Source organism: Idiomarina sp., assembly GCF_019431395.1.
In the GTDB taxonomy this organism is placed as follows: domain Bacteria; phylum Pseudomonadota; class Gammaproteobacteria; order Enterobacterales; family Alteromonadaceae; genus Idiomarina.
Genome location: NZ_CP080268.1, coordinates 2095890 through 2119539, shown reverse-complemented (window position 1 = coordinate 2119539; position 23650 = coordinate 2095890). Strand labels below are relative to the sequence as shown.

23 protein-coding genes are annotated in these 23650 nt (G+C 47.8%); 16 read left to right on the top strand and 7 right to left on the bottom strand.

From position 1 onward, the window contains the following. Positions 1–7 precede the first annotated feature (7 nt). Positions 8–2077 carry an EAL domain-containing protein gene (locus tag KZ771_RS10260; RefSeq protein WP_290653301.1) on the bottom strand — a complete coding sequence of 690 codons (2070 nt, stop codon included), beginning with the start codon at positions 2075–2077 and terminating at the stop codon, positions 8–10. Positions 2078–2251: 174 nt separating this feature from the next. Here KZ771_RS10260 and rraA point away from each other — a divergent pair, with 174 nt between their 5' ends. Next, positions 2252–2737, top strand: coding sequence for a ribonuclease E activity regulator RraA (gene rraA, locus KZ771_RS10255; RefSeq protein ID WP_133540016.1), 486 nt, complete (start codon positions 2252–2254; stop codon positions 2735–2737). Further along, positions 2737–3783 (top strand): formimidoylglutamase, encoded by a 1047-nt coding sequence (locus tag KZ771_RS10250; protein WP_290653299.1) that lies wholly within the window; start codon positions 2737–2739, stop codon positions 3781–3783. The genes rraA and KZ771_RS10250 overlap by 1 nt, the downstream gene beginning before the upstream one ends. On the opposite strand, the gene hutI is transcribed toward KZ771_RS10250, so the two are convergent. Then, complete coding sequence (gene hutI, locus KZ771_RS10245) at positions 3746–4966, bottom strand: imidazolonepropionase (protein ID WP_290653297.1); 1221 nt, start codon at positions 4964–4966, stop codon at positions 3746–3748. The genes KZ771_RS10250 and hutI overlap by 38 nt on opposite strands. 134 nt (positions 4967–5100) lie before the next feature. Between hutI and hutC the strand changes: the two genes are divergently transcribed. The 3 genes from hutC to hutH are packed head-to-tail and all read left to right on the top strand — an operon-like array spanning position 5101 to position 9049. After that, on the top strand, positions 5101–5805 hold the full coding sequence (gene hutC, locus KZ771_RS10240; protein ID WP_133540019.1) for a histidine utilization repressor: 705 nt from the start codon (positions 5101–5103) through the stop codon (positions 5803–5805). 9 nt (positions 5806–5814) lie between these two features. After that, complete coding sequence (gene hutU, locus KZ771_RS10235; protein WP_133540020.1) at positions 5815–7497, top strand: urocanate hydratase; 1683 nt, start codon at positions 5815–5817, stop codon at positions 7495–7497. Between the two features lie 28 nt (positions 7498–7525). Then, positions 7526–9049 (top strand): histidine ammonia-lyase, encoded by a 1524-nt coding sequence (hutH, locus tag KZ771_RS10230; RefSeq protein ID WP_290653293.1) that lies wholly within the window; start codon positions 7526–7528, stop codon positions 9047–9049. On the opposite strand, the gene KZ771_RS10225 is transcribed toward hutH, so the two are convergent. From KZ771_RS10225 to KZ771_RS10215, 3 genes are read right to left on the bottom strand one after another with little or no spacing between them, the layout of a single operon-like run. Beyond that, complete coding sequence (locus KZ771_RS10225; RefSeq protein ID WP_290653291.1) at positions 9039–9938, bottom strand: bifunctional GNAT family N-acetyltransferase/hotdog fold thioesterase; 900 nt, start codon at positions 9936–9938, stop codon at positions 9039–9041. The genes hutH and KZ771_RS10225 overlap by 11 nt on opposite strands. Further along, positions 9938–10378: a D-aminoacyl-tRNA deacylase gene (gene dtd / locus KZ771_RS10220; RefSeq protein ID WP_133540023.1), complete on the bottom strand. Its 441-nt coding sequence runs from the start codon at positions 10376–10378 to the stop codon at positions 9938–9940. Before dtd ends, KZ771_RS10225 begins: the two co-directional genes overlap by 1 nt. Then, positions 10375–11226 carry a virulence factor BrkB family protein gene (locus KZ771_RS10215; RefSeq protein ID WP_290571081.1) on the bottom strand — a complete coding sequence of 284 codons (852 nt, stop codon included), beginning with the start codon at positions 11224–11226 and terminating at the stop codon, positions 10375–10377. The genes dtd and KZ771_RS10215 overlap by 4 nt, the downstream gene beginning before the upstream one ends. Positions 11227–11311: 85 nt before the next feature. On the opposite strand from KZ771_RS10215, the gene KZ771_RS10210 reads away from it, so the two are divergent. From KZ771_RS10210 to KZ771_RS10195, 4 genes are all read left to right on the top strand, one after another. Next, positions 11312–12028: an SDR family NAD(P)-dependent oxidoreductase gene (locus KZ771_RS10210; RefSeq protein ID WP_290653289.1), complete on the top strand. Its 717-nt coding sequence runs from the start codon at positions 11312–11314 to the stop codon at positions 12026–12028. A 62-nt stretch (positions 12029–12090) separates the two neighbouring features. Then, positions 12091–12333 (top strand): YqaE/Pmp3 family membrane protein, encoded by a 243-nt coding sequence (locus KZ771_RS10205; RefSeq protein WP_133540025.1) that lies wholly within the window; start codon positions 12091–12093, stop codon positions 12331–12333. Beyond that, positions 12330–12962, top strand: coding sequence for a DUF2959 domain-containing protein (locus KZ771_RS10200; protein ID WP_290653287.1), 633 nt, complete (start codon positions 12330–12332; stop codon positions 12960–12962). Before KZ771_RS10205 ends, KZ771_RS10200 begins: the two co-directional genes overlap by 4 nt. A 57-nt stretch (positions 12963–13019) precedes the next feature. Next, positions 13020–13532 (top strand): NAD(P)H-dependent oxidoreductase, encoded by a 513-nt coding sequence (locus KZ771_RS10195; RefSeq protein ID WP_133540027.1) that lies wholly within the window; start codon positions 13020–13022, stop codon positions 13530–13532. Here KZ771_RS10195 and KZ771_RS10190 read toward each other — a convergent pair. Next, entirely contained in the window at positions 13529–14149 is a 621-nt protein-coding gene (locus KZ771_RS10190; protein ID WP_133540028.1) for a TetR family transcriptional regulator, read from the bottom strand. The genes KZ771_RS10195 and KZ771_RS10190 overlap by 4 nt on opposite strands. A 194-nt stretch (positions 14150–14343) precedes the next feature. Between KZ771_RS10190 and KZ771_RS10185 the strand changes: the two genes are divergently transcribed. Continuing rightward, positions 14344–14625, top strand: coding sequence for a DUF3081 domain-containing protein (locus KZ771_RS10185; RefSeq protein WP_290653285.1), 282 nt, complete (start codon positions 14344–14346; stop codon positions 14623–14625). Beyond that, entirely contained in the window at positions 14622–15284 is a 663-nt protein-coding gene (locus tag KZ771_RS10180) for a hemolysin III family protein (protein WP_290653283.1), read from the top strand. Before KZ771_RS10185 ends, KZ771_RS10180 begins: the two co-directional genes overlap by 4 nt. A 48-nt stretch (positions 15285–15332) precedes the next feature. On the opposite strand, the gene typA is transcribed toward KZ771_RS10180, so the two are convergent. Next, a complete protein-coding gene (gene typA / locus KZ771_RS10175; protein WP_133540031.1) occupies positions 15333–17171 on the bottom strand; it encodes a translational GTPase TypA in 1839 nt (612 codons plus the stop codon). A gap of 373 nt (positions 17172–17544) precedes the next feature. Here typA and glnA point away from each other — a divergent pair, with 373 nt between their 5' ends. The 5 genes from glnA (at position 17545) to KZ771_RS10150 (ending at position 23637) form a co-directional block, all read left to right on the top strand. After that, positions 17545–18954, top strand: coding sequence for a glutamate--ammonia ligase (gene glnA, locus KZ771_RS10170; RefSeq protein WP_290653281.1), 1410 nt, complete (start codon positions 17545–17547; stop codon positions 18952–18954). A 101-nt stretch (positions 18955–19055) separates the two neighbouring features. Continuing rightward, complete coding sequence (glnL, locus tag KZ771_RS10165) at positions 19056–20144, top strand: nitrogen regulation protein NR(II) (RefSeq protein ID WP_290653279.1); 1089 nt, start codon at positions 19056–19058, stop codon at positions 20142–20144. Then, entirely contained in the window at positions 20131–21528 is a 1398-nt protein-coding gene (gene glnG, locus KZ771_RS10160) for a nitrogen regulation protein NR(I) (protein ID WP_290653278.1), read from the top strand. Before glnL ends, glnG begins: the two co-directional genes overlap by 14 nt. Positions 21529–21607: 79 nt before the next feature. Continuing rightward, on the top strand, positions 21608–22285 hold the full coding sequence (locus tag KZ771_RS10155; protein WP_133540035.1) for a response regulator transcription factor: 678 nt from the start codon (positions 21608–21610) through the stop codon (positions 22283–22285). Beyond that, on the top strand, positions 22282–23637 hold the full coding sequence (locus tag KZ771_RS10150) for a HAMP domain-containing sensor histidine kinase (protein WP_290653276.1): 1356 nt from the start codon (positions 22282–22284) through the stop codon (positions 23635–23637). Before KZ771_RS10155 ends, KZ771_RS10150 begins: the two co-directional genes overlap by 4 nt. Positions 23638–23650: the final 13 nt, after the last annotated feature.

Below are 23650 nucleotides of genomic sequence, written 5' to 3'. Positions count from 1 at the left end.
GGGTGACTTAAATAGCCGCTGCTGCAAAAGGCGCAGGCAGCGGCTCTCTTCCTTCTTCGAGTTCTCGTTCAATCAGCTGTTCGGCGAATTCCAGCCGCATTGGCGGTGAGTAGTAATAACCCTGCATCATGTCACAACCGAGCTGTTGTAAAATCATTTGTTGATCTTCGGTTTCTATGCCCTCGGCAATAACTCGCTTACCCAGGCCGTGAGCCAAGCGTATCATTGCTTTTAATATAGTTGCGTCGGTACGATTAACTTGTAGCTCACTGACAAAACTCCGATCGATTTTTATTTTACTTATGGGTAAAGAACGCAGGTATGCCAGAGAAGAGTGACCCGTGCCAAAATCATCAATGGCCACGTTAAAACCCATTGCTCTTAATTTATTAATCACACTCATGCCATTGTGCAGGTCAGACATGGCAACGGTTTCGGTAATCTCCAACTCAAGTGCCGCAGGTGCAATCTGATATTTATCGACAACCGCTTGTAACTGATCGATGAGTTGAAAATGTTGAAATTGCTGGGCTGATAAATTAACGGCAATCGGCCAACAGTGATCGAACTTTTGATGCCAACGCTTGAGGGTGGCCGCTGCTTTTTCAAGTACCCAACTGTCTAATGTATCGGTCATCCCCAATTGCTCGATGTAAGGTAAAAACTCTGCCGGGGATAACAGTCCTCGCTCGGGATGCTGCCAGCGTATTAACGCTTCGAAACCACAAAGTTGTTGATGATCGAAATCAAACTGAGGCTGTAAATACAGCAAAAATTCGTTGTTTTTAAATGCCCGTTTAAGAACAGGCTCCATATCCAGCAATTGGCTGAACATGTCATCCATACCCCGTTCAAAAAACACCACACCGGGTTGATGGTGGCGTTTGGACTCGGTTAGCGCGATAGTGGCTTTATTTAACAAAATCTCCGCATTGGTTCCGTGTTGCGGATATCGGGAAATACCAACTCCGACACTGATGGCGACTGATTTTTCGCCAACAGTTATTGGCATACTCAAGCTTTGTTGTAGCTCATTGCCAAGATCTTTAAGCAAATGTCGGCTTTTTAAATGGTCAAAAACAATAGCAAAAACGTCTCCGCTAATGCGGGCGACCGCCAATGGTGTTTTGTGGAAGTGTCGCAAGCGACTGGCCACTTCTTTTAAAACTTTATCACCACCTTTAATACCCAAGCTTTCGTTAATTGACTTAAAACGGGAAATTCCGATGAGGCAAACGGTTAGCTGGCGGTTATTGGAACGGCAAAAGTCAATAAGATGAGGAATTTTTAATACCAGCTGCGCACGATTAGACACGCCGGTGAGCGCGTCATGTGTATGCAGATATTCGGCACGTTGTATGGCTCGTACTGATGTGTTGCGCTCTGATTCGAGTAACCAGATAATGATACCGACCATGACTATGGCCAGAAAAATCACCGTAAACACACCTTGTACCGCGATTACCCAGTCAAGCGGATGGTCGCTAAGTGTCTGAATAGCTGCCACCACGACAAGGTTTTTAAATGCCACAAATAGAAAGCCGCATGCGACTAAACGAGGACCAATACCCGCCTTAATTTTGCTCCACATGGGTATACCAATGGCGAAAAACAGCAATGCCGGAACCAGAAATTGTAAAAAGCTTTGATTAGGGTTACTTATGGCTACCGACAAACTGTTAGAAGACAGCCAGGCAATAACGCCCCCAAGACCCGCTGTAGCGTATCCTGAGTAGCGGATAAGACGTGAGGGTTGGCGTTTGTCAATTGCATCGAGCGTCCCCAGCGCAATGTATACGATAGCCAAATATTGCAGAGCCAGCGCAACAGCTTGCGCAAGCTGGACACTGGTTGCGCTGATTTGAATTTCACCCATGCCCAGTGCGCCGAGCGTGACGCGAATCAGTTCGCTGAAGCCGTACGAGAAACAAGCGAATGACCAATAGCGCAAATAGGCATAGTCGTATGATGCGAAATAAAAGCGCAGTAGTCCCGCAAACCCTAGTAACAGGAGTGTTTGAACTGAATGGGTTATCGTTTCGATCGCCAATCCGGTGATCAAATCAAGCGTAGGCATGCCACATTTCTTTATTATTATTATTTTCACCTAAATTAATGCACTTTAATGGGTAAGTTCAAGTGCTAGTTAACGTCAAAGTAGGTAATTTGACGCCAATCTTTGATTTGGGTTTTTGAATTAGGCAATACCCGTTATACTCAGAGAGTTAACCCTAACTACGCGGACAAAGACATGGAATACAATACCTCAGAGCTATGCGATCTCTACCCGGATATGGTGGATGTGGTTGAACCCATGTTCGAGAGTTACGGTGGCCGTTCGTCGTTCGGCGGTCAGTTGGTGATTATTAAAAGCTATGAAGATAAGGGCTTGATCGAAGAAACCCTGAATCAGGATGGCGGCGGTAAAGTACTACTTATCGATGGTGGTGGCTCAGTACGCCGGGCATTAATTGACTTAGCTATTGCTGAACAAGCCATGGATAATGACTGGGAAGGCATTATTTGCTATGGCTCTGTCAGGGATGTCGACGCATTAGAAGAGTTAGATATTGGCATTCTCGGCGTTGCTTCTATTCCGGTCGCGGCACCTAGCGAAGGTACCGGCGAAATGGAAATTCCGGTTAACTTCGGTGGCGTTACGTTTCTACCGGAGGATCATATCTATGTGGATAGTACCGGGGTTATCTTGTCACCCGAGCCGCTTGATATTGAGTAATGTCTGATCTGTCGTTTTTAAAGTTAGTTGAGCCCAGCCATTGGGTTCGAGTTCGCGAACACGAAACCAAGATTGGCCAGGCAATTCATTCTCTGGCGCTGGAGGGAAGCTTTGAACAAAGCTTAGCCAGCGCCTGGGAGGGCGGCCAACGTGTCGCGATTGTTGGTATTCCGGAAAGCATCGGGATTAAAGCGAACCTGGGCCGTCCGGGGGCAGAAGGTGGCTGGCAGGCATTTCTGCAAAACTTTTTAAACCTACAAAAAACTGGCTTGGTTTCAACGCACGAATTATTACTCGTTGGCTCGATTGAATGTAGCGACTTGATGCAACAAGCTGAGTCACTGAGTATCGAAGACGAGCAAGAACTTGCCGAGTTGCGGCGTCTGACTGCGATGATCGATGCGCGAGTCAGTCGCGTGTTAGATCCTATTTTTGCGCAAGGTTTTGACGTGGTTGTCATTGGTGGCGGTCACAATAACGCCTATCCGCTGTTGAAATCACTGCATCAAGTGACAGACCAGACCGTGGGCGCCGTTAATTTGGATCCGCACGCAGACTTCCGTGCGACTGAGGGGCGGCATAGCGGTAACGGGTTTAGTTATGCGTATGTCGAGGGCATCCTCGAGTACTATCACGTTGTGGGTTTGCATCCGGGTAAAAATTCAGCGAGTAGTCTACGCAACCTCAGCGATGCGGGTATGCGCTATCACTCTATCCATCGCTTATTCGAGCGGTCTTTTAACGAAGTGATGGATGAAGTTGTCGCTAAAGCTGACTCATGGCAACGCCCGCTGGGTATTGAGCTAGACGTGGATGCGCTAACAGGTGTTCCGGCTAGCGCGATAAATTATAGTGGCTTGTCACTGGCGCAGGGCTTCCAGTTTGTAAAACGCCTGGCTGAGCTTCCCGATGCCAGGTATGTGCATTTGGCGGAGGCAGCCCCAAGCCTTTGTAGCGCCGGTCCTGAAGAGGGTTTAAAGGTCACAGGACAGGTGCTTTGTGAGTTAACTACAGCGTATCTTCACGGTCGTGAGCGACGCCGTTAAGCCATAACGTTTTTAGCGGGTTAACGCCGAATTGATAGGTCAATTCGGCGGGGTTATGTATATCCCACAGCGCCAGATGTGCTTTCATTCCAGCCTTTATTTGGCCGTATTCTTTTTCAATGCCCAGCGCTTTTGCAGCATTTACGGTAACACCGCGCAAACACTCCTCCGGCGTTAACCGAAATAACGTTGCACCCATTTGCAACATCAGGGGTAAGTTGTGAATAGGCGAAGAGCCCGGATTGGCATCGGTAGCCAGCGCAATCGGCACTCCGTATTGCCGCAGTAGCTTGATGGGCGGCACAGTGTCATCACGCAGAAAGTAAAATGCACCAGGCAGAAGTACCGCAACTGTGCCGTTTTCAGCCATCGCTTTTACGCCGTTCTCGTCCAGTTGCTCCAGATGATCAGCGGATAATGCGTGGTAACGTGCTGCTAATGCAGCTCCGTTTTGATTGGTGATCTGCTCGGCATGAAGTTTGATGGGTAATTCATAGGCCTTAGCTGCTTTAAAAACGCGTTCGGTCTGCTCAAGACTAAAACCGATACGTTCGCAGAAAGCGTCAACCGCATCGACTAGCCCTTCAGCAGCAAGTGTCGGTAAAATCTCATTAATTATTAACTCGATATAGCCATCGGCATTGTTTTTATATTCCGGCGGCAGGGCATGCGCCGCAAGCAGCGTAGTTTTGATGTTAATGGGTAATTGCTCGCCCAAAGCGCGTGCTACTTGTAATTGTTTGCGTTCGTTTTGCAGATCCAAACCGTAACCGGACTTAACTTCAATGGTACCGACGCCTTGTTGCATTAATGCAGATGCACGTTTGCTGGCCAAACGCAGTAACTCATCAAAATCGGCAGCACGGGTAGCCTGGACCGTACTGGCTATCCCCCCGCCCTGTTCAGCGATTTCAGCGTAGCTTTTACCATGTAATCTTTGCGCGAATTCGTCAGCGCGAGAACCAGCCCAAACTAAGTGGGTATGGCAGTCAATTAGTGCCGGCGTCAGGCACATGCCCTGCCCGTCAATAACTGTTGCCGCTGGCGTGGCTGGTGCTTCGACAGCAGGCCCCGACCAATAAATTGATTCACCGTCAATAATCACGACCCCGTCTTCGATAATACCGTAATCGTCAGAGTTGTCGGATAGCGTTGCTAAAACGATGTTTTGTATACGTTGCATGGCTATTATTTAACTTCGTTTTGTGGCTTTGTTATAAGAATAGCAACCTGCTTAGGTCTTGTATAGACAATTCAATTGAACTAAACTTTGTTGCATGGGCTTTCACCAACACTGGTCACATGCAAGGGTGCCTCATGGCAAAATTTTCGACAATAAAGCAGCACATCTACCAAAAAATCGAATCCGGTGAATGGCCGGAAAATCACCCCGTCAGCTCAGAAAATGCGCTTGCCGAGGAGTTTTCAGTAAGTCGTATGACAGCCCGCCGAGCACTGCAGGAGCTTGCTGATGAGGGACTAGTTATCCGAACTCAGGGTGCCGGAACGTTCGTCGCCCCAATTAAGTCACAAACGTCTTTCATGGCTATCCGAAATATCGCCGATGAGGTGCGCAGCAGAGGCCACGATTATCGCGCCAAGGTGCATCATATGCGCGTGCAACAAGCCTCAAGTCAGGTTGCGGAAGCGTTAGCACTTGAACCCGGCGTAGACGTGCTGCATTCAACTATTGTGCATTACGAAAACGACAAACCGGTTCAGCTCGAGGAAAGGTATGTTAATCCCAACTTGGTGCCCGACTATTTAAAGCAAGATTTTAGCAAAGTGACCCCACATGAGTATTTGTGTGTTGTGACACCACTAACGGAAGCGAGCCACCAAATAGAAGCTATTCTGCCTATCTCTGCAGTATGCCAATACCTAAGTATTGATCGGCACGAGCCCTGCTTGCGCATCATTCGCCGCACCTGGAGCTCGGGCGGTGTAGTGAGCTACGCCATTCTGACCCACCCAGGCTCCCGCTTTAAGTTGGGTGGGCATTTGAATTTTTCGAATTCTTAGGAGTACGTCATGAGTCAACCACGACTTGATACATCAAGAACAATTAAAGCCGATACCGGTACTGAAATATCCTGCGCTAATTGGCAGATCGAAGCGGCGAAACGCATGTTGATGAACAATCTCGATGACGAGGTGGCGGAGCATCCTCAGGCGCTAGTCGTATATGGTGGCATAGGTCGAGCTGCCCGTAACTGGCCTTGTTATGACAAAATTATAGAAACCCTGGAGCGGCTTAAACCAGATGAATCACTACTGATTCAGTCAGGTAAACCGGTGGGTGTATTTCCAACACATGAGGATGCGCCGCGCGTGCTCATTGCAAATTCAAACTTAGTGCCTGAGTGGGCTAACTGGGAGCATTTTAACGAGCTCGATAAAAAGGGCTTGATGATGTACGGGCAAATGACTGCAGGCTCCTGGATTTACATTGGCTCACAAGGCATTGTGCAAGGTACCTACGAAACCTTCGGTGCGGTAGCTCGACAACACTTTAATGGCGATGCTAAAGGTAAGTGGATACTTACTGGCGGGCTCGGTGGCATGGGTGGCGCGCAGCCACTGGCGGCGACCATGGCTGGTTTTTGTATGCTGGCGGTAGAATGTGACGAGAGCCGTATCGATTTTAGATTGCGTACAGGCTACGTTGACCATAAAGCAACCTCTCTCGATGAGGCAATGACGCTAATAAAAAGCGCGTTAAACAAGGGCGATGCTATCTCGGTTGGGTTACTGGGTAATGCCGCCGACGTTTATAGCGAGATGCAGGAGCAAGGTGTGTTACCTGACGTGGTTACCGACCAAACGTCGGCTCACGACCCGCTGCATGGCTACTTACCGCAAGGATGGACGCTGCAACAGTATCATCAGCAACAACAGCAAGACCCACAGGGTACGGTGAGCGCTGCTAAGCAATCGATGGCAGTGCAGGTTAAGGCCATGCTGCATTTTCAGCAACAGGGTGCTGCTGTGCTGGATTACGGTAATAATATTCGGCAAATGGCAAAAGATGTCGGTGTTGAGCATGCATTTGACTTCCCGGGCTTTGTACCAGCCTACATTAGGCCGTTGTTCTGTGAGGGGATAGGGCCTTTTCGGTGGGTCGCACTATCGGGAGATCCTGAGGATATCTATAAAACCGACGAAAAGGTTAAAGAGCTAATCCCGGACAACCCACATCTGCACAACTGGCTGGATATGGCTAAAGAGCGCATTTCGTTTCAGGGGTTGCCGGCAAGAATTTGTTGGATTGGTTTAAAAGACCGCGCGCGTATTGCTAAGGCGTTCAACCAAATGGTCAAAAATGGTGAATTAAAAGCGCCGATTGTAATAGGGCGTGATCATCTGGATTCAGGCTCTGTGGCTAGCCCCAATCGTGAAACCGAAAGCATGAAAGATGGCTCAGATGCAGTGTCTGACTGGCCGTTGCTCAATGCGTTATTAAATACCGCTGGCGGCGCAACCTGGGTAAGTTTACACCATGGTGGTGGCGTTGGTATGGGTTATTCGCAGCATGCCGGAGTTGTTATTGTTGCCGACGGCACGGATGCAGCAGAAAAACGTCTGGGTCGTGTATTGTGGAATGATCCAGGTACCGGTGTTATGCGTCATGCCGATGCGGGATATGATATCGCCAAAGACTGCGCCAGGGAGCAGGGCTTAGATTTGCCAATGCTCGAGAATCAAACATCGTAGCGTTTAGCATTACGTAAAAGGAATTGTTATGAGTAGTTTTCCGTTAAATCCGGGCCAGCTGACACTGGCAGATCTGCGCCAGTGGTACTTTGCTTCGCATACGCTGAAGCTCAGTGAAGCGGCTGTTACTGACATTAATCAATCAGCAGAGACCGTAGCTAACGTACTGGAGCGCGGGCAAACGGTTTATGGTATCAACACCGGGTTTGGTTTATTGGCCAACACCCGGATACCGCCAGAACGCTTGACTGACTTACAACGCAGGATCGTATTATCGCACTCCGTGGGAACGGGCGAATTACTGGCTGACGATGTGGTGCGGCTGATGCTATTGCTTAAGGTTAATTCCTTGTCACGGGGATTTTCCGGCATTCGTTTAAGGGTCATTGATGCCTTAATTGCACTGCTTAATAACCAGGTGTACCCATGTATTCCCAGCAAGGGTTCGGTGGGAGCGTCAGGCGATCTGGCACCGCTTGCTCACATGGTATTGCCGCTATTAGGCGAGGGCGAAGTGCGATTCCAGGGCAAGATATTGCCAGCTACTGAAGGGCTTAAAAAAGCCGGGCTGGAGCCGCTTGAGTTGGCTCCGAAAGAAGGTTTAGCTTTGTTGAATGGTACTCAGGCTTCAACAGCTCTGGCATTGGCAGGACTGTTTAAAATCGAGCGGGTTTTTCATAGCGCTATTACCATTGGAGCCATGTCGGTGGAAGCGGCGATGGGCTCTCGGTCGCCTTTTGATGCGCGTATTCATCAGGTTCGTGGACAGCATGGACAACAACAGGTTGCAGCTGCCTTCAGGGATATTCTCACCGATAGCTCTGCTATCGCTAAAGATCATGAGAACTGTGAGAAAGTACAGGATCCCTATTCACTGCGTTGCCAACCGCAAGTGATGGGAGCCGCCTATGACAACCTCAAACATGCGGCGACCATTCTGGAGCGCGAGGCTAACGGGGTAACTGATAATCCGCTGGTATTTAGCGAGCAACAGGATATTTTATCCGGCGGCAACTTCCATGCTGAGCCGGTCGCAATGGCTGCGGATATTATTGCTATTGCTGCCAGTGAGGTCGGTTCTATTTCTGAACGCCGGGGTGCTTTGTTGATCGATAAACACCTGAGTAACTTGCCGCCGTTTCTGGTTAATGACGGTGGCGTTAATTCCGGGTTTATGATGGCGCAAGTGACCGCAGCAGCGCTGGCATCCGAAAACAAGAGTCTGGCGCATCCTGCTTCGGTAGACAGTATTCCGACATCGGCTAACCAGGAGGATCACGTATCGATGGCTACCTATGCGGCCCGTCGCCTCGGCGATATCGCCGATAATATTGCTGATATTGTTGCCATCGAATGGCTCGAAGCGGCACAAGGACTGGACTTTAGACGGCCGTTAAAAGCGTCTGACAAAATTGAAGTGGCTTACAGCTGTTTACGTGACCAGGTACCTTTTTATGATCAGGACCGCTACTTCGCGCCGGATATTAAAGCCGCCAGTGACTTAATCAAAGCGGGTGCTTTAGGCATGACATTGGCAGACTTTACCGTTTAGCTAAAATCACGAAGCGGCCGGTGAATTCTGCCACCGGCCGATCGTCATCTAAAATTTGAGACTTCATCGTCAGGCGGGCATTTTTGCCCTCTTTAAGAGCCGAAAAATCTCCGGTTACGTCACTTAAGCGTGCAACTGAACGTGGTTCTTGTGTGACCGGTTTGTGATAATGGATATTTCCGTCTCCCAGCACCACTGAGCCCTCTAATCCCCGTTCCAACAGTTGTAAGTGCAATAAACCCCAGCAGGTGAGCGTGCCCAGCGAATAAATACTGCCGGCAAACATAGTGCCGTGGACGTTAATGTTGCGCGATAATACGGCCCGGGTTTCAAATAGGCGGCCAGTGTACTGGTGTATCTTAATACCCATTGCATCAGATATAGGGATATCGTTTTGCCAGGTCTGTTGCAGCTCGGCACACCATTCAGGCCGGTAGATTATGCGGTTTTGCTCGCTAAACGATTTACGTAACTGGTGTTCAGCCATGGGATTATTTACGGTATTGCCTTCTTCAGCAATGTAGTAACCGCATTTTTTATAAAAACCAATGGTATTGTCGCGTGAGTTAATCACGACGTGTTGTGCGCCTTCATTTCTGGCCGCTAATTCGAGTGCGTAAATAATAGCGACGCCGTGCCCTTCGCCCCGATATTCGGGCGCTACAGCCATAAAACGAATCTGAGCTTCCTCAGGACTGTTAAAGTGCACACGGCCCACCGCCACAGCTTCACCGGCTGCATTGACGACCATGCGGTGTTGGCCAACCTGATCATACTCGTCTTGTTCAGAGCCCCGTGGCCGCTGAAATGGCTCACGTAAAACTCGCCAGCGCAAATCGTAATATTGCTCAAGTTGGTGCGGCGTTTCCGGGGTAATAACTTTGTACATTAATCGACCCTTAACTCAAACGTGACTGGTCCATCGTTAACCAAAGACACTTGCATGTCGGCGGCGAACTGACCGGTTTCTACAGCAATACCTTGTTGCTTTAGTGCGTCGCAAAATACTTCGTAGAGCTGTTTGGCTTGCTCCGGGGTTGCAGCTGACGAAAACGAGGGCCGGCGACCTTTTCGGGTATCGGCGGCAAGTGTAAACTGAGAAACAACCAGTGCTGATAGTTTCTGGTCTAGCAGGCTTTCGTTCATTTTGCCGTCGGCGTCACTAAATATACGGTAACCGGCAATGCGTGCGGCTAATTTTTTGGCTTTATCTTCGTTATCTGCATGCTCTACACCCAGCAGTATCAGTAAACCCGGACCAATCTCGCCAATGGTCTGTTGTTCAACCTCTACTTTTGCTTGTGAGACACGTTGCAGTAGTCCAATCATTCGTCCTTGTCCTTCGATCTACGGTTCAGGTATTGATATTCTTCCAGGCTGACAGTCAGCTCTGCACCAACTAACACTATGTTCCAGGATAAATAAATCCAGATAAGCAAAATGGGAACCGTCGCTAACGCACCATAAATGGCCTGATAAGTGGGAAAGTGCGTGATATATAACGAGAAGATTTGTTTACTAAGTTCAAACAAAATAGCGGCAATGACGGCACCAAAAGCGGCATAACGGAACTTAACGGTACGATTAGGTACCAGCTGATAAAGCAGAACAAATGCCACAAAACTGGTTACAACGGGAACAAACCACAACATAAAACTGCGCACACCGGATACATATTCTTCCGCAAACTGCGTCAGAGAAATGAGATAAGAGGTTGCAGCTAACCCTGAACCAATAAGTACAGGTCCGAGTGTGAGAATCATCCAGTAAATGGCCAAGGACACAATAAAACGTCTTTTACTGGTGTCTCGCCAGATGTTATTCAGCGTCGAGTCGATGGCTGAAATCAGCATCACCGCGACCACAAATAAAAAGCCAATGCCTACAGCTGTCATTCGTGAGGCGTTAGCGACAAACTCGTCGATATACTGTTTGAGTTGTTCGCCTGATGTCGGCAGTAAATTAGCGATCAAAGCGTCTTCAATATTGCGCTGTAATTGTTCGAATACCGGAAACGCCGAAAAAATAGTAAACATAACAACAATCAGCGGCACCAACGACAGCAGACTGACGTAGGTAAGATGACCTGCCGTGACGTTGATTTTATCAGCAGAGCAGCGTTGTCCGAAATACTTAAAGAACTGCGCACCCTGTTGTAGCTTTTGCTGCCAATCCATCGTTGTTTTCAAGCGTGAGTCCTGAGCCAATTTGTGATTAAGATACGTATCAATACGTACTATATCATGTGGGAGTTTATCATTTATGGCAATGGTGGTGTTCGGAGCAGCAGGCGGACTAGGCTGTGCGATAACGGAGCGTTTGGTTCATGAGTTCCCGGAGCAACAGGTAATTGCTATTTCTCGTCAGCCAACTAAGCGTCGTATCGCCGGCGTTCAATATATTGCGCTGGATGCCTACAATGAACAAGCATTGGCTCAATGGTCTGCAGAATTTAAAAAAACCGGAGCGCAACTTGATGGCGTGGTGTCCACCATCGGTATGCTGCACGATGAAGAAACATCTCCGGAGAAACAACTCGCAGATATCACAGCGGATAATCTGGAAAAATTGTTTGCCGTTAACGCGGTTGCTCCGATGCTGGTCCTCAAGTATTGCCAGCCGTTATTTGATAAGAAAAATGAGGCATTTTTTGTTCAGTTATCGGCTAAAGTGGGTAGTATAGAGGACAACTACCTGGGTGGCTGGTACGCTTATCGAGCGTCAAAAGCCGCACTCAACATGCAGTTAAAAACAGCCTCGATTGAGTTAAAACGCAGTCATAAGAAGCTGGTTGTTGCGGCGATTCATCCTGGTACAACGGATACACGGTTATCGAAGCCTTTTCAAAAGCGTGTACCGGAGGGCAAGCTCTATTCTGCTTCATTGTCCGCTGAGCGTATTGTGAACGTGATAAAAGGATTAACCCCTGATAAGTCAGGAGGACTGTTTCACTGGGATGGAGTAAAATTACCTTACTAGCTGTCATTATTGCATTTAGTCTGCAAATGGTTCTAAATTGGTAAAAAACCAAGGAGCATCACATGTTATACATCCTCGCGATCTTATTGCCGCCGTTGGCGGTGTTATTCACCGGTAAAATATTTCAGTTTATTTTTAATCTTATTTTGGCGGCTGTCGGTGTGATTTTAGCCGTGGTCACGCTGGGCGCGTTCGGTTTAATCTATATTCTCGCTATCATTCACGCGATCATCATTGTGCATGGACACCGCCAGGAAAAACGTGACGAACGGTTAGTGCGTGCAGTGCGGGGGGATAAAAAATGAGGCTATTAGCCGCAGTTACGGCAGTTTTATTGTTAACGGGGTGCCAGACGGCTTATTACTCGACAATGGAAAAACTGGGTATCGAAAAACGCGATATATTGGTTGACCGTGTTGACGAGGCTAAAGATTCTCAAGGCGAGGCACAGGAAGAGTTTCGTTCCGCTTTAGAGCGTCTGGATACCATGCTTAACATTGATGGTGGCGAGCTGGAAGAGCAGTACAATGCCCTGAATGACGACTACGAAGCCAGTAAATCGGCAGCTGAGCGCGTGCGTGAACGTATTGATGCCGTAGATGATGTCGCTCAAGACTTATTTGATGAGTGGAGTGAGGAGTTAGAACAATATTCTAATGATTCGATGCGTCGCCAAAGTGAACGCCAACTGCGCGAAACAGAGCGCCGTTACGCCGACCTGATTCGTACCATGGAACGAGCTGCGAGCAAGATGGATCCGGTGTTGGCGAAGTTACAGGATAACGTTCTGTATCTTAAACATAACCTCAATGCACAGGCAATTAGTGCCATTCGAGGCGAGTTTGATAATTTACAGGTAGACATCCGCGATCTGATCAAGGAAATGGAAACGGCGATTGCTGAATCGGATAAGTTTATTGCGTCGATGAACTAAGCGGCTCGCTCGTTACGTATGCAATACCTAGTCACAGCAAATAAAGGATAGCTTTGAATGTCAATTTTATTAATTGGCGGCAGTCGCCGCAAAGACTCACTTAATACAAAAGTTAAACATCGTATTGCAGAGGTCGCTGATAAATACGGTATTCACTACAAGTTACTTGATGCCGATGCACTTGATGCACCGATTTATCACGGTGATTATGAAGCAGCTGAAGGCGTGCCGGAGTCAATGCAAACGTTGGCGCGGGAAATAAAAGCTGCGTCCAAAGTTGTTTTAATCAGCCCGGAATATAACTCGTCTGTGTCGCCGTTAATAAAAAATGCTATCGACTGGGTTTCTCGAGTTGAGAGCCAGGCATGGCAAAACAAAAAGGTGCTCTTAGGCGCGGCGTCACCGGGTGGTTTAGGCGGAATTCGTGGTTTGATGCACTTGCGCGACATTTTGGGCAATGTGCAGGCCTGGACTGCGCCTAATTTCGCTATCTGCCCAAACGCCAATGACGAAACCATTGCAAATATGGACGAGTCATTTCTGAAAAGCTTTCTGGAGCAGGGTGATTAGTCTCTCTGGCTAAGGCCGTCGAGATAAGTTTCGATGGCCTTACTGCCATACTCACTTAAATCAAAATAGTTGCTGTCGAGTAACCAGTTGTAAATTAATCCATCAACCATACCGAAAAGGCCAATCACCGCCATTCTGGGGTCAGTCTCGGGTTTTAATTGCTGATCCTGCAATGCTTTCTCGAACAACGTTTCGAAGTCTTCTATGCATTCATTCCGACCACTGACATGACGCAATTTTATGGGGTTGACTTCATCAACGTATTCACACTTGTGCAGTAAAATACTGGCTAGCGCCTGTACCCGCTCATTACTTTGAATTCGGGTAAGAAACTCAATGGTGCGTTTACGGATTTCCTTTAAGGCGTCGTAGTCTTTGAGTTCAGCGATGTGCTCGCGCATCTCGTCTATGGGTAACCGAACTCGATCCATCAGTGACTCGATCAAATCCTGTTTATGACGAAAGTGGTGGTAGATGGCGCCGCGAGTTACTCCTGCTTGCTCTGCAACCTGGGCCATAGACGTGTGGGCGACACCATTTTTACCGAACAGAAGTTCGGCTGCATCGAGCAATTTAGCCCGCGTTTCCATGGCATCTTCTTTAGTCCGTCTTACCAAAATATCACCTTCCAGTCAGTTACCTGCGAACTTAAGCACAATTAATTATATCGCACATTGTTTAATCATGCACCTACGCATGTATAAGTACCAAGTTCGGAATTGAAAAGTCCTTGTGATAGCGGTCTAGCTGTGCAGATAATACGTAAGACATAGTACTGATTATACAAGTAGTCGGAAACCGTGGAGGTTTTATGAAAAACGAAATTGATTTTCGCCTGATTCTTGATGCGTACGAAAAAATTCATGAGCATGGTGAGGCAAAGCAGGGCCAGCACGTGTTAGACGGCATCACTGCATTTACTGACCATGATGGCTACACGGTGTTTTTGGAAGGGCATGGTGTTAAGTTACGGCTGGAATTTCATAATAAATATCACTTGGATTATGATAACGGCACGCAGCTGGATAAGTTTATCAGGGCTCTTAAAAACATTTCTGAAGGTTATGAAACGCCCGGCAGAGAGCGTGGATGAGTAAAAAAGCCTATACCTTCCGGGAAGAAGTTGCGCATGCCCTTACGCATGGTATTGGGGCTGCGCTGAGTATTGCAGCACTATCGGTGATGGTTTGGTGGGCTTTAGCCTACGGCGATGTTTGGCACGTCGTGTCCGCGAGCATTTATGGTGCCAGCCTTATCATTCTTTATACTGCTTCAACTCTTTACCATGCATTCCCGTGGCCGAGGCTAAAAGGATATTTTCAGCAGCTCGATCATGCTGCAATCTTTTTGTTGATAGCAGGCACTTATACGCCCTTTGCGCTGATTAATTTGCGCGGTCTCTGGGGCTGGAGCCTGCTCGGCGTGGTGTGGGGTATCGCACTCATTGGCGTGGTAATTGAGCTGTTTGTAAAAGATGCGCCCAAATGGCTATCGTTGACCTTGTATCTGGGTATGGGATGGATTGCGTTGGTTGCCATTAAGCCAATGCTGGATAATGTCCAACTCGAAGGTTTGATGTTACTTCTGGCTGGCGGCCTGGCCTATACGCTGGGCGTGGTATTTTATGTTTGGAAGTCATTACCCTACCACCATGCTATCTGGCATTTGTTTGTTTTAGCCGGTAGTGTTTTTCACTTCTTTTCTATTTTTTACTACGTACTGCCGCAGCCTGAAATATTGGCGCTTGGATAAAAAAATACCCGCTCAATGGCGGGTATTTTTAGCTAAGCAGCGTGGCTGTTAAGCTTTAGGCTCACGGCCCGCGCGCTTACGTTCGTTTTCGGTTAACAAACGCTTACGAATGCGGATAGATTCAGGCGTAACCTCAACCAATTCGTCATCGTTAATAAACTCTAATGCTTGCTCAAGTGTGTATTTAATTGGCGGGCTCAATGTTTGAGCGTCGTCAGTACCTGAAGCACGAACGTTGGTTAGCTGCTTACCTTTTAGACAGTTAACGGTTAAGTCGTTAGAGCGGTTATGAATACCAATAACCTGACCTTCATAAACTTCGTCACCGTGCGCTGCGAACAATTTACCGCGTTCTTGCAGGTTAAACAGTGCATAGGTCAGTGCTTTACCCTGTGCGTTAGAAATCAATACGCCGTTTACACGCTGGCCGATGGTACCGCCTTTATGCGGGCCGTAATGGTCAAACGTGTGGTACATCAAACCAGTACCTGAGGTCAATGTCATGAACTCAGTCTGGAAACCAATCAAGCCACGGCTTGGTACTTCGAAATCGACGCGCACGCGGCCTTTGCCATCCGGAGTCATGTTGGTCATCTCAGCTTTACGCAAACCAAGCTTTTCCATAACCGCACCCTGGTGCTGTTCTTCGATGTCTACCGTCAATGACTCATACGGTTCCATTTTCTGGCCGTCTTCGTACTTGATGATAACTTCCGGGCGCGATACGGCTAATTCGAAGCCTTCACGACGCATGTTTTCGATTAATACGCCTAAGTGCAGCTCACCACGACCAGAGACACGGAATTTATCCGGGTTATCAGTTTCTTCAACACGCAATGCGACGTTATGGACTAGCTCTTGTTGCAAACGCTCAAGAATTTGACGAGAAGTAACGAATTTACCTTCTTTACCGGCAAATGGTGAGGTGTTGACCTGGAACGTCATGGTAACAGTCGGCTCGTCAACGCTTAGCGGCTTCATTGCTTCAGCTGCGCCTACCGCACAAACGGTGTCTGAAATTTTAAGTTCACCCAAACCGGTTATGGCACAAATGTCGCCTGCATGAGCTGATTCTGCGTCAATGCGGTCAAGACCCAGGTAATTAAATACTTTACCGATTTTACCGCTACGCTCTTTGCCGTCAGCACCAACGATAGTAACCGGTTGGTTTACTTTAACGCTACCACGAGTTACACGACCAATACCGATAACGCCAAGGTAACTTGAATAATCAAGTTGAGAAATCTGCATCTGTAAGTCAGCGTCAGGATCTGCGTCCGGGTGGCTGACTTCGTTAACGATAGTTTCGAACAACGGCGTCATGTTTTCGCCAACCGTTTCTTCTTCACGAGTAGCCCAGCCATTCAGTGCCGAAGCGTAAACAACAGGAAAGTCTAACTGTTTGTCGGTTGCGCCTAAGTTATCAAACAAATCAAACACCTGATCCATCACCCAGTCAGGGCGAGCGCCGGGACGGTCGATTTTGTTGATGACAAGAATCGGGTTCAAACCGTGCTCAAACGCTTTTTGTGTAACGAAACGCGTTTGCGGCATAGGACCGTCAACAGCGTCGACTACCAACAATACTGAGTCAGCCATTGATAATACACGTTCTACTTCACCACCAAAGTCGGCGTGTCCCGGAGTGTCCAGAATGTTGATGCGGTAGTCCTGCCAGTTAACGGCTGTATTTTTTGCCAAAATGGTGATGCCGCGTTCTTTTTCCAGATCGTTAGAGTCCATGATGCGCTCTTCGAGCTCACCACGACTTTCTAAGGTGCCAGATTGTTGAAGTAGTTTGTCGACCAGTGTGGTTTTGCCATGGTCTACGTGCGCAATAATCGCAATGTTGCGAAGTTTATTAATATCAAATGCCTGAGTTGTCATTAAGAAAGCCTGTGTTTGTCGGAGTAAACCCTGCCGACAGAGGGTTGATAAAAAAGAGCGGCGTATTCTACCTGTTTAGTAACTAATTAAAAAGCCTTTGTTCGTTTTTTACTCAAAAGATTCATAAAGCAACATAACGGTGCACCATTATGGTGTATAATGCACTAATATGGTGCGATTGAGGTTGGTGGTCTTCTCTTTTAAATTCGTAACCTATTGAAATTAATTGAGTATCTATTTTGGCATGGCTGTTGCTATGTAAAACGTGTCGAGTCATTACAACAAAATTAATTGTGATCGAAACCGCTATTAACAGAGTTATCGATTACACTAGCTAAAAATAACTAATTTATTCATTCCGCTGGAGGAAAACATGTCAGCAAGCAAGATTTTCGATGCCATTAAAGAACACGACGTAAAATTCGTTGATTTGCGCTTTACCGATACCAAAGGTAAAGAGCAGCACGTCACTATTCCGGTGTCGCAAATCGATGATGACTTCTTTGAAGAAGGTAAAATGTTTGACGGCTCATCGATTTCGGGTTGGAAAGGGATCAATGAGTCAGACATGGTATTGATGCCTGATTCAGATTCACTGGTACTGGACCCGTTTACCGACGAAATGACCCTGAACGTTCGTTGCGATATTCTGGAACCGGATACAATGCAAGGCTACAGCCGCGATCCACGTTCTATTGCTAAACGAGCAGAAGAGTTTTTACAGTCATCAGGTATTGCTGACAACGCCTTTTTTGGTCCCGAGCCGGAATTTTTCTTATTTAATGATGTGCGATTCCACACCGACATGAGCGGCTCGTTTTATAAAATAGATGCCGAAGAAGCCAAATGGAATTCAGGTCGTGAATACTCTGAAGGTAACCTGGCACACCGCCCAGGTGTTAAAGGAGGCTATTTTCCGGTTCCTCCGGTAGATTCAGCACACGATATTCGCGGCACCATGTGTCTGGTTATGGAAGACATGGGATTGGTGGTTGAAGCACACCACCATGAGGTTGCAACCGCAGGACAAAACGAAGTTGCTACTCAGTTTAACTCGTTGACTAAGAAAGCCGACGAAATTCAGGTTTACAAGTATGTTGTGCACAATGTAGCCCATAGCTATGGCATGACAGCGACCTTTATGCCGAAGCCATTGGTGGGTGATAATGGGTCCGGTATGCATGTGCACATGTCATTGCAAAAAGGTGGCGAAAACCTGTTTGCAGGTGACCAGTATGGTGGGTTAAGCGAAACTGCATTGTATTATATTGGTGGTATTATCAAACACGCACGTGCCATTAATGCGTTTACCAACCCATCGACCAACTCATACAAACGCTTAGTACCTGGTTTTGAAGCGCCGGTAATGTTGGCTTACTCTGCACGTAACCGTTCGGCTTCTATTCGTATACCGCTGGTTTCGAGTGCAAAAGCACGCCGCGTCGAAGTACGCTTCCCTGATCCAAGCGCAAACCCATACTTATGCTTTACTGCGCTACTGATGGCAGGTCTTGATGGTATCCGCAATAAGATACACCCTGGTGATGCTATGGATAAAGATCTGTACAACCTGCCGGCCGAGGAAGCGCGCGATATACCTACCGTGTGTCACTCTCTGGAGATGGCATTAGAAGCGCTGGACAAAGATCGTGACTTCTTAAAACAAGGCGGAGTAATGGATGACGATATGATCGACGCATACATTGATCTGAAATATAACGAAGTCGAGACACTGAAGAAAACAACGCACCCCGTTGAGTTTGATATGTACTACAGCTGCTAATTTCTATTGCTAAGACTTTAGCAATTACTAAAAGGGAGCAAGGCTCCCTTTTTTAAGCAGAATACATGCACTATATTGGTGCATTCAACGTGAGTTAATTTATGGCGGCGCTAAAAACACAACAGGTAACTATACTGGATGCTTTGCTTACAGCGGTCGTGGTGCTGGATGAACAACTGGTTATTCGACAGGTCAATGCGGCAGCTGAATCGTTACTCGACCATAGTGCCCGTAGACTGTTAAACGAGCCCTTTGCCAGTAGTTATGTGTCTACCACATTAAGTTCGGATTTACTAAAGAGTTGTTTACTCGACCAACAAACACTGGTTAATTCCGAAGCTGAATTGGTGTTGCATTCTGGGCATAAGATCACGGTTGAAGTGAGTATCCAGTTTTGGCACGACGCCAACGCCGATATGCCTTGTTTATTGTTGGAATTGAGACAAGTTGATTTACAGCGTCAAATTTTGCAGGAAAACTCTCAACGGCAACAGTTATTCGCTACACAAAGCCTGTTACGAGGCATGGCTCATGAAATTAAAAATCCGCTTGGTGGGCTGAGAGGGGCAGCACAATTGCTAGCAAGGCAATTACATGATGACGATTTGTTGGAGTATACCGACCTTATCATTGCTCAATCTGACCGACTACGTAATTTGATTGACAGGCTGTTGGGACCATCACGGATTGACCAGCCAAAAACAGTTAACTTGCACCAGGTAATCGAGCGTGTGCTTCAGACGGTTAGCTACGAGTATGAGAAAACCTTGGTGTTAAAGCGTGACTATGATCCTTCGTTGCCGCATTTGAGTGGCATAGAGGATGCGCTCGAGCAGGTGTTCTTAAACATTGTGCAAAATGCAGCACAAGCTCTGGATGGCGACGGTGTTATTACCGTCAGAACCCGGGTCGAGCACCAATTAACGCTGTTTGGGCAACGCTACCGTCAGTGTGCGGTTATCAGTATTCACGACAATGGTCCGGGAATACCAGCCTCACTTCAGGGGCAAATATTTTATCCTATGGTGAGTGGACGACCCGGGGGTACCGGCCTTGGGTTGTCATTAGTGCATAGCCTGGTTCATCAGCACGGCGGCAAAATTGAGTTTAGCTCAGAGCCGGGTCATACCTGTTTTAATATTTTTCTTCCTTACCGGCAGCCGGAGGCGTTTGCGTATGACGACCGCTAAACTATGGGTGATTGATGATGACCCTTCTATTCGCTGGGTGTTAGAGAAAACCTTTAACGGTACCGAATTTCAGGTACGTTGCTTTAGTGAGACTGAACAGGTTTACGAAGCATTTGTAGAAGACGCGCCAGACGTATTGTTAAGTGATATTCGCATGCCGGGTGAAGATGGACTGACGTTATTAAAAAAGATGACCAGGGAACGCCCTGACCTGCCTGTAGTTATCATGACAGCACACTCTGATCTTGATACCGCAGTAAATGTTTTTAAAGGCGGGGCGTTTGAGTATCTGGCAAAGCCTTTTGACCTGGATGATGCCGTCGCAACCGTCAGGAAAGCTTACCAGCAACGGCAAAGCCAACCTCAACTTACCGAAGTTCAACGCACGCCACCCACGCTGATTGGTGACTCGGCTTCGATGCAAGATGTTTTCCGCGTTATCGGTCGACTATCAAAGTCCAGTGTCAGCGTTTTGATTACCGGCGAGACCGGAACCGGTAAAGAGCTAATCGCGAACGCACTACATCAACACAGCCCAAGAGCGGAACATGCGTTTGTGGCGTTGAATATGGCAGCGATTCCGGCTGAACTTATCGAGTCCGAGTTATTTGGTCATGAAAAAGGCGCATTTACCGGCGCCGATAAACGTCGTGTCGGACGTTTTGAACAAGCTAACCACGGCACTCTTTTTTTAGATGAAATTGGCGACATGCCGTTACCTGTACAAACCCGGTTGTTGCGAGTTTTAGCCGAAGGGCAATTTTATCCAGTAGGTGCTCATCAGCCATTGAATGTTGATGTAAGGGTCATAGCAGCAACCCACAAAAACTTAGAGCAGGCCGTCACTCGTGGCGAATTTCGAGAAGACTTATTTCATCGGCTAAATGTTATTCAGTTGAAACTGCCCGCATTACGAGAGCGGACCGAAGATATACCTCAACTTGCAGAGTACTTTTTACAACGCTCAGCGCAAGAGCTAGCGGTAAACACCAAACAACTGAGTGAAGATGCGGTAGCTGCGCTGTGCAGGTACAACTGGCCTGGTAACGTCAGGCAGTTAGAAAATGTCTGCCGTTGGCTAACTGTAATGGCGCCGGGGCAGGTTGTTCAGACACATGAATTACCGGATGAACTGCAACAGAAAAATGAACCTGACGTTAGTTTAGAGGTCAATGAAGCAGCTAGCTGGGGCGACACCATTGACGCAGAACTGCGTCGACGTGTTCATCAACACGACGTGTTAACTGAGTTAAACGAAGAACTAGAGCGCCGGGCACTCCGATTTGCTCTTGAGCGTTTCGGCGGGCACAAACAAAAAGCAGCGCGCTGGTTAGGTTGGGGACGTAATACCTTAACCCGTAAAACCAAGCTATTATTAAAGTAAATATTTTGAAAAAGGCATCGCCCTGTGCCGCTGGTTTATAGAAGATAGGGTAGATGTCATGCAACTGAGAAGGCAAACAATGCATTCTGTATTACTGATTGACGATGATCATGAAATGTCGGCGATGCTGACGGAGTTATTCAAGCGAGAGTCTGTTGAGCTTACTGTCGTTGATGACGGTGTAAAAGGTCTGGACGCTGCCTTAAATGGCGATTTCGAGTTGATCCTGCTCGACGTCATGTTGCCCGGCATAGATGGTATGCAGCTACTACAGCGATTGCGGCAGCAGCATCGAGATACTGCAGTATTGATGTTAACGGCGCGTGGCGATGACGATGACCGGGTAATGGGGCTTGAGCTAGGTGCTGATGACTATTTACCCAAGCCATTTAATCCGCGTGAACTTATTGCACGGGTTCGCGCGTTGTTGCGCAGAACACCTAACACCACCATGCAATCGGAGAAGCTAGTCGCTAGCGGCTTTGAACTTGATCCGGCCAAAGCTGAAGTGAGCTGTGACGGCCAGGCGCTGGTCATTACACCAACCGAATTTGATATTTTGCGCTGTTTGATGCAGCAAGCGGGACAAATGGTGAGTAAAGATCAACTATCGGTAGCTGCGCTGGGGCGCAAAATGGGCCCGTTTGACCGCAGCCTGGATGTACATATCAGTAATATTCGCAAGAAACTTCCCAGCCGGCCTGAGCGCATACAGACCGTGCGCGGCCGAGGTTACCGTCTGACCGCGCAGGCATGATCTCCAACAGTAGTCGCCGCAAAAGTCGTTGGTACCAGTCGCTGACATTGCGACTGCTGTTATTGTTTTGGGCCTTATTGTTTGTTACCGCAAGCAGTGGTTATTTCCTCGCTGTATGGAATAGAGCGACGCCCGAACCACAGCCTGTGGCCGAGCCGATAAAACGAACGATTGCTCCGCTGTTACAAGACCCTGTTACCTTTCTGAGTTTAGAACCTGGCCGGTTAATTGCCGGTAATTATCGTGTTGCTGCACGCGTATCGGCCGCCGGGCAGCAGAAATTAATGCTGGATGAATACCTTGGTGAGCAACACCGGCGTACGCTGTTGCGATTTCTGAATTATGAGCAAACGATGCAGATGCCGTTAGCTGACCGGTTGTTGATTGGGCCATTCGAGTTAAATGGTAATAAAGTACTGGTAACGCGGCCACTGCAGGCTGCTGAATGGCAAGATCAGGCTCAGGCCGAACGAGAGCTGACACAAGCCCGAACATGGGCCATCGTGTCCGGTAGTTTTGTTATCGCTATTCTGTTGGGAGTATGGCTGATACGCCCAATTCGCCGGCTAAGTTCTGCAACCCGCGAAATAGCAGCAGGTAGCGCTGAACCTAACCTTGCTAAGTTGCCAAATCGGCGCGACGAAATTGGTGATTTAGCAAGGTCTCTTGCACAAACCGCGCGTGATCTAGCGGTCTCGCGTGACGCACAACGACGGTTGCTCAGCGATGTTTCGCATGAGTTACGTTCGCCAATGGCACGTATGCAAGTAGCATTGGATCTAACCGATGCCAGCGAAGATGATGCGCATATGCAGCAGTTACGCAGAGATACCGAGCGACTTAATCTAATTATTGAACGAATTCTGTCACTTTCTAAATTAGAAAACGGATTGGTGAACCTGAATGAAGAAACGGTTGATACGGGTCAACTTGTTGCGCGTTTGATTGATGATATTCAATATGCTGACGAGGCTTTAGGACAACGCTTAGAGCAACAGCATGCACAGTGGCCGGAGCTCCAATCTGACGAAGAGCTGTTACGCATGATAATCGAAAATATCGTTCGCAACGCGCTTCATTACACCGATGGTACTGTCGAACTCGGCTATAGCCTGAGTGATAATCAACACCGAATTAGCATTCGTGACCACGGACCCGGCGTCGACGACGACTTATTAGCGAAATTGTTTGAGCCGTTTTATCGTGGTGACCCTTCACGAAAACATAAAGCAGGGGTGGGCTTGGGATTAGCGCTGAGTCAGCGCGCTGCCGTGGTGTTGGGCGGCACCTTATCAGCTTCTAATCACCCTGATGGGGGGCTGGAAGTTGTGTTAACATTGCCTCAAGATTAACGACACCAAGCAG

Bases quoted from the DNA above. Each gene is read 5' to 3' on its own strand.
- KZ771_RS10260 (WP_290653301.1), bottom strand. From the start codon at position 2,077: ATGCCTACGCTTGATTTGATCACCGGATTGGCGATCGAAACGATAACC.
- rraA (WP_133540016.1), top strand. From the start codon at position 2,252: ATGGAATACAATACCTCAGAGCTATGCGATCTCTACCCGGATATGGTG.
- KZ771_RS10250 (WP_290653299.1), top strand. From the start codon at position 2,737: ATGTCTGATCTGTCGTTTTTAAAGTTAGTTGAGCCCAGCCATTGGGTT.
- hutI (WP_290653297.1), bottom strand. From the start codon at position 4,966: ATGCAACGTATACAAAACATCGTTTTAGCAACGCTATCCGACAACTCT.
- hutC (WP_133540019.1), top strand. From the start codon at position 5,101: ATGGCAAAATTTTCGACAATAAAGCAGCACATCTACCAAAAAATCGAA.
- hutU (WP_133540020.1), top strand. From the start codon at position 5,815: ATGAGTCAACCACGACTTGATACATCAAGAACAATTAAAGCCGATACC.
- hutH (WP_290653293.1), top strand. From the start codon at position 7,526: ATGAGTAGTTTTCCGTTAAATCCGGGCCAGCTGACACTGGCAGATCTG.
- KZ771_RS10225 (WP_290653291.1), bottom strand. From the start codon at position 9,938: ATGTACAAAGTTATTACCCCGGAAACGCCGCACCAACTTGAGCAATAT.
- dtd (WP_133540023.1), bottom strand. From the start codon at position 10,378: ATGATTGGACTACTGCAACGTGTCTCACAAGCAAAAGTAGAGGTTGAA.
- KZ771_RS10215 (WP_290571081.1), bottom strand. From the start codon at position 11,226: ATGGATTGGCAGCAAAAGCTACAACAGGGTGCGCAGTTCTTTAAGTAT.
- KZ771_RS10210 (WP_290653289.1), top strand. From the start codon at position 11,312: ATGGCAATGGTGGTGTTCGGAGCAGCAGGCGGACTAGGCTGTGCGATA.
- KZ771_RS10205 (WP_133540025.1), top strand. From the start codon at position 12,091: ATGTTATACATCCTCGCGATCTTATTGCCGCCGTTGGCGGTGTTATTC.
- KZ771_RS10200 (WP_290653287.1), top strand. From the start codon at position 12,330: ATGAGGCTATTAGCCGCAGTTACGGCAGTTTTATTGTTAACGGGGTGC.
- KZ771_RS10195 (WP_133540027.1), top strand. From the start codon at position 13,020: ATGTCAATTTTATTAATTGGCGGCAGTCGCCGCAAAGACTCACTTAAT.
- KZ771_RS10185 (WP_290653285.1), top strand. From the start codon at position 14,344: ATGAAAAACGAAATTGATTTTCGCCTGATTCTTGATGCGTACGAAAAA.
- KZ771_RS10180 (WP_290653283.1), top strand. From the start codon at position 14,622: ATGAGTAAAAAAGCCTATACCTTCCGGGAAGAAGTTGCGCATGCCCTT.
- typA (WP_133540031.1), bottom strand. From the start codon at position 17,171: ATGACAACTCAGGCATTTGATATTAATAAACTTCGCAACATTGCGATT.
- glnA (WP_290653281.1), top strand. From the start codon at position 17,545: ATGTCAGCAAGCAAGATTTTCGATGCCATTAAAGAACACGACGTAAAA.
- glnL (WP_290653279.1), top strand. From the start codon at position 19,056: ATGGCGGCGCTAAAAACACAACAGGTAACTATACTGGATGCTTTGCTT.
- glnG (WP_290653278.1), top strand. From the start codon at position 20,131: ATGACGACCGCTAAACTATGGGTGATTGATGATGACCCTTCTATTCGC.
- KZ771_RS10155 (WP_133540035.1), top strand. From the start codon at position 21,608: ATGCATTCTGTATTACTGATTGACGATGATCATGAAATGTCGGCGATG.
- KZ771_RS10150 (WP_290653276.1), top strand. From the start codon at position 22,282: ATGATCTCCAACAGTAGTCGCCGCAAAAGTCGTTGGTACCAGTCGCTG.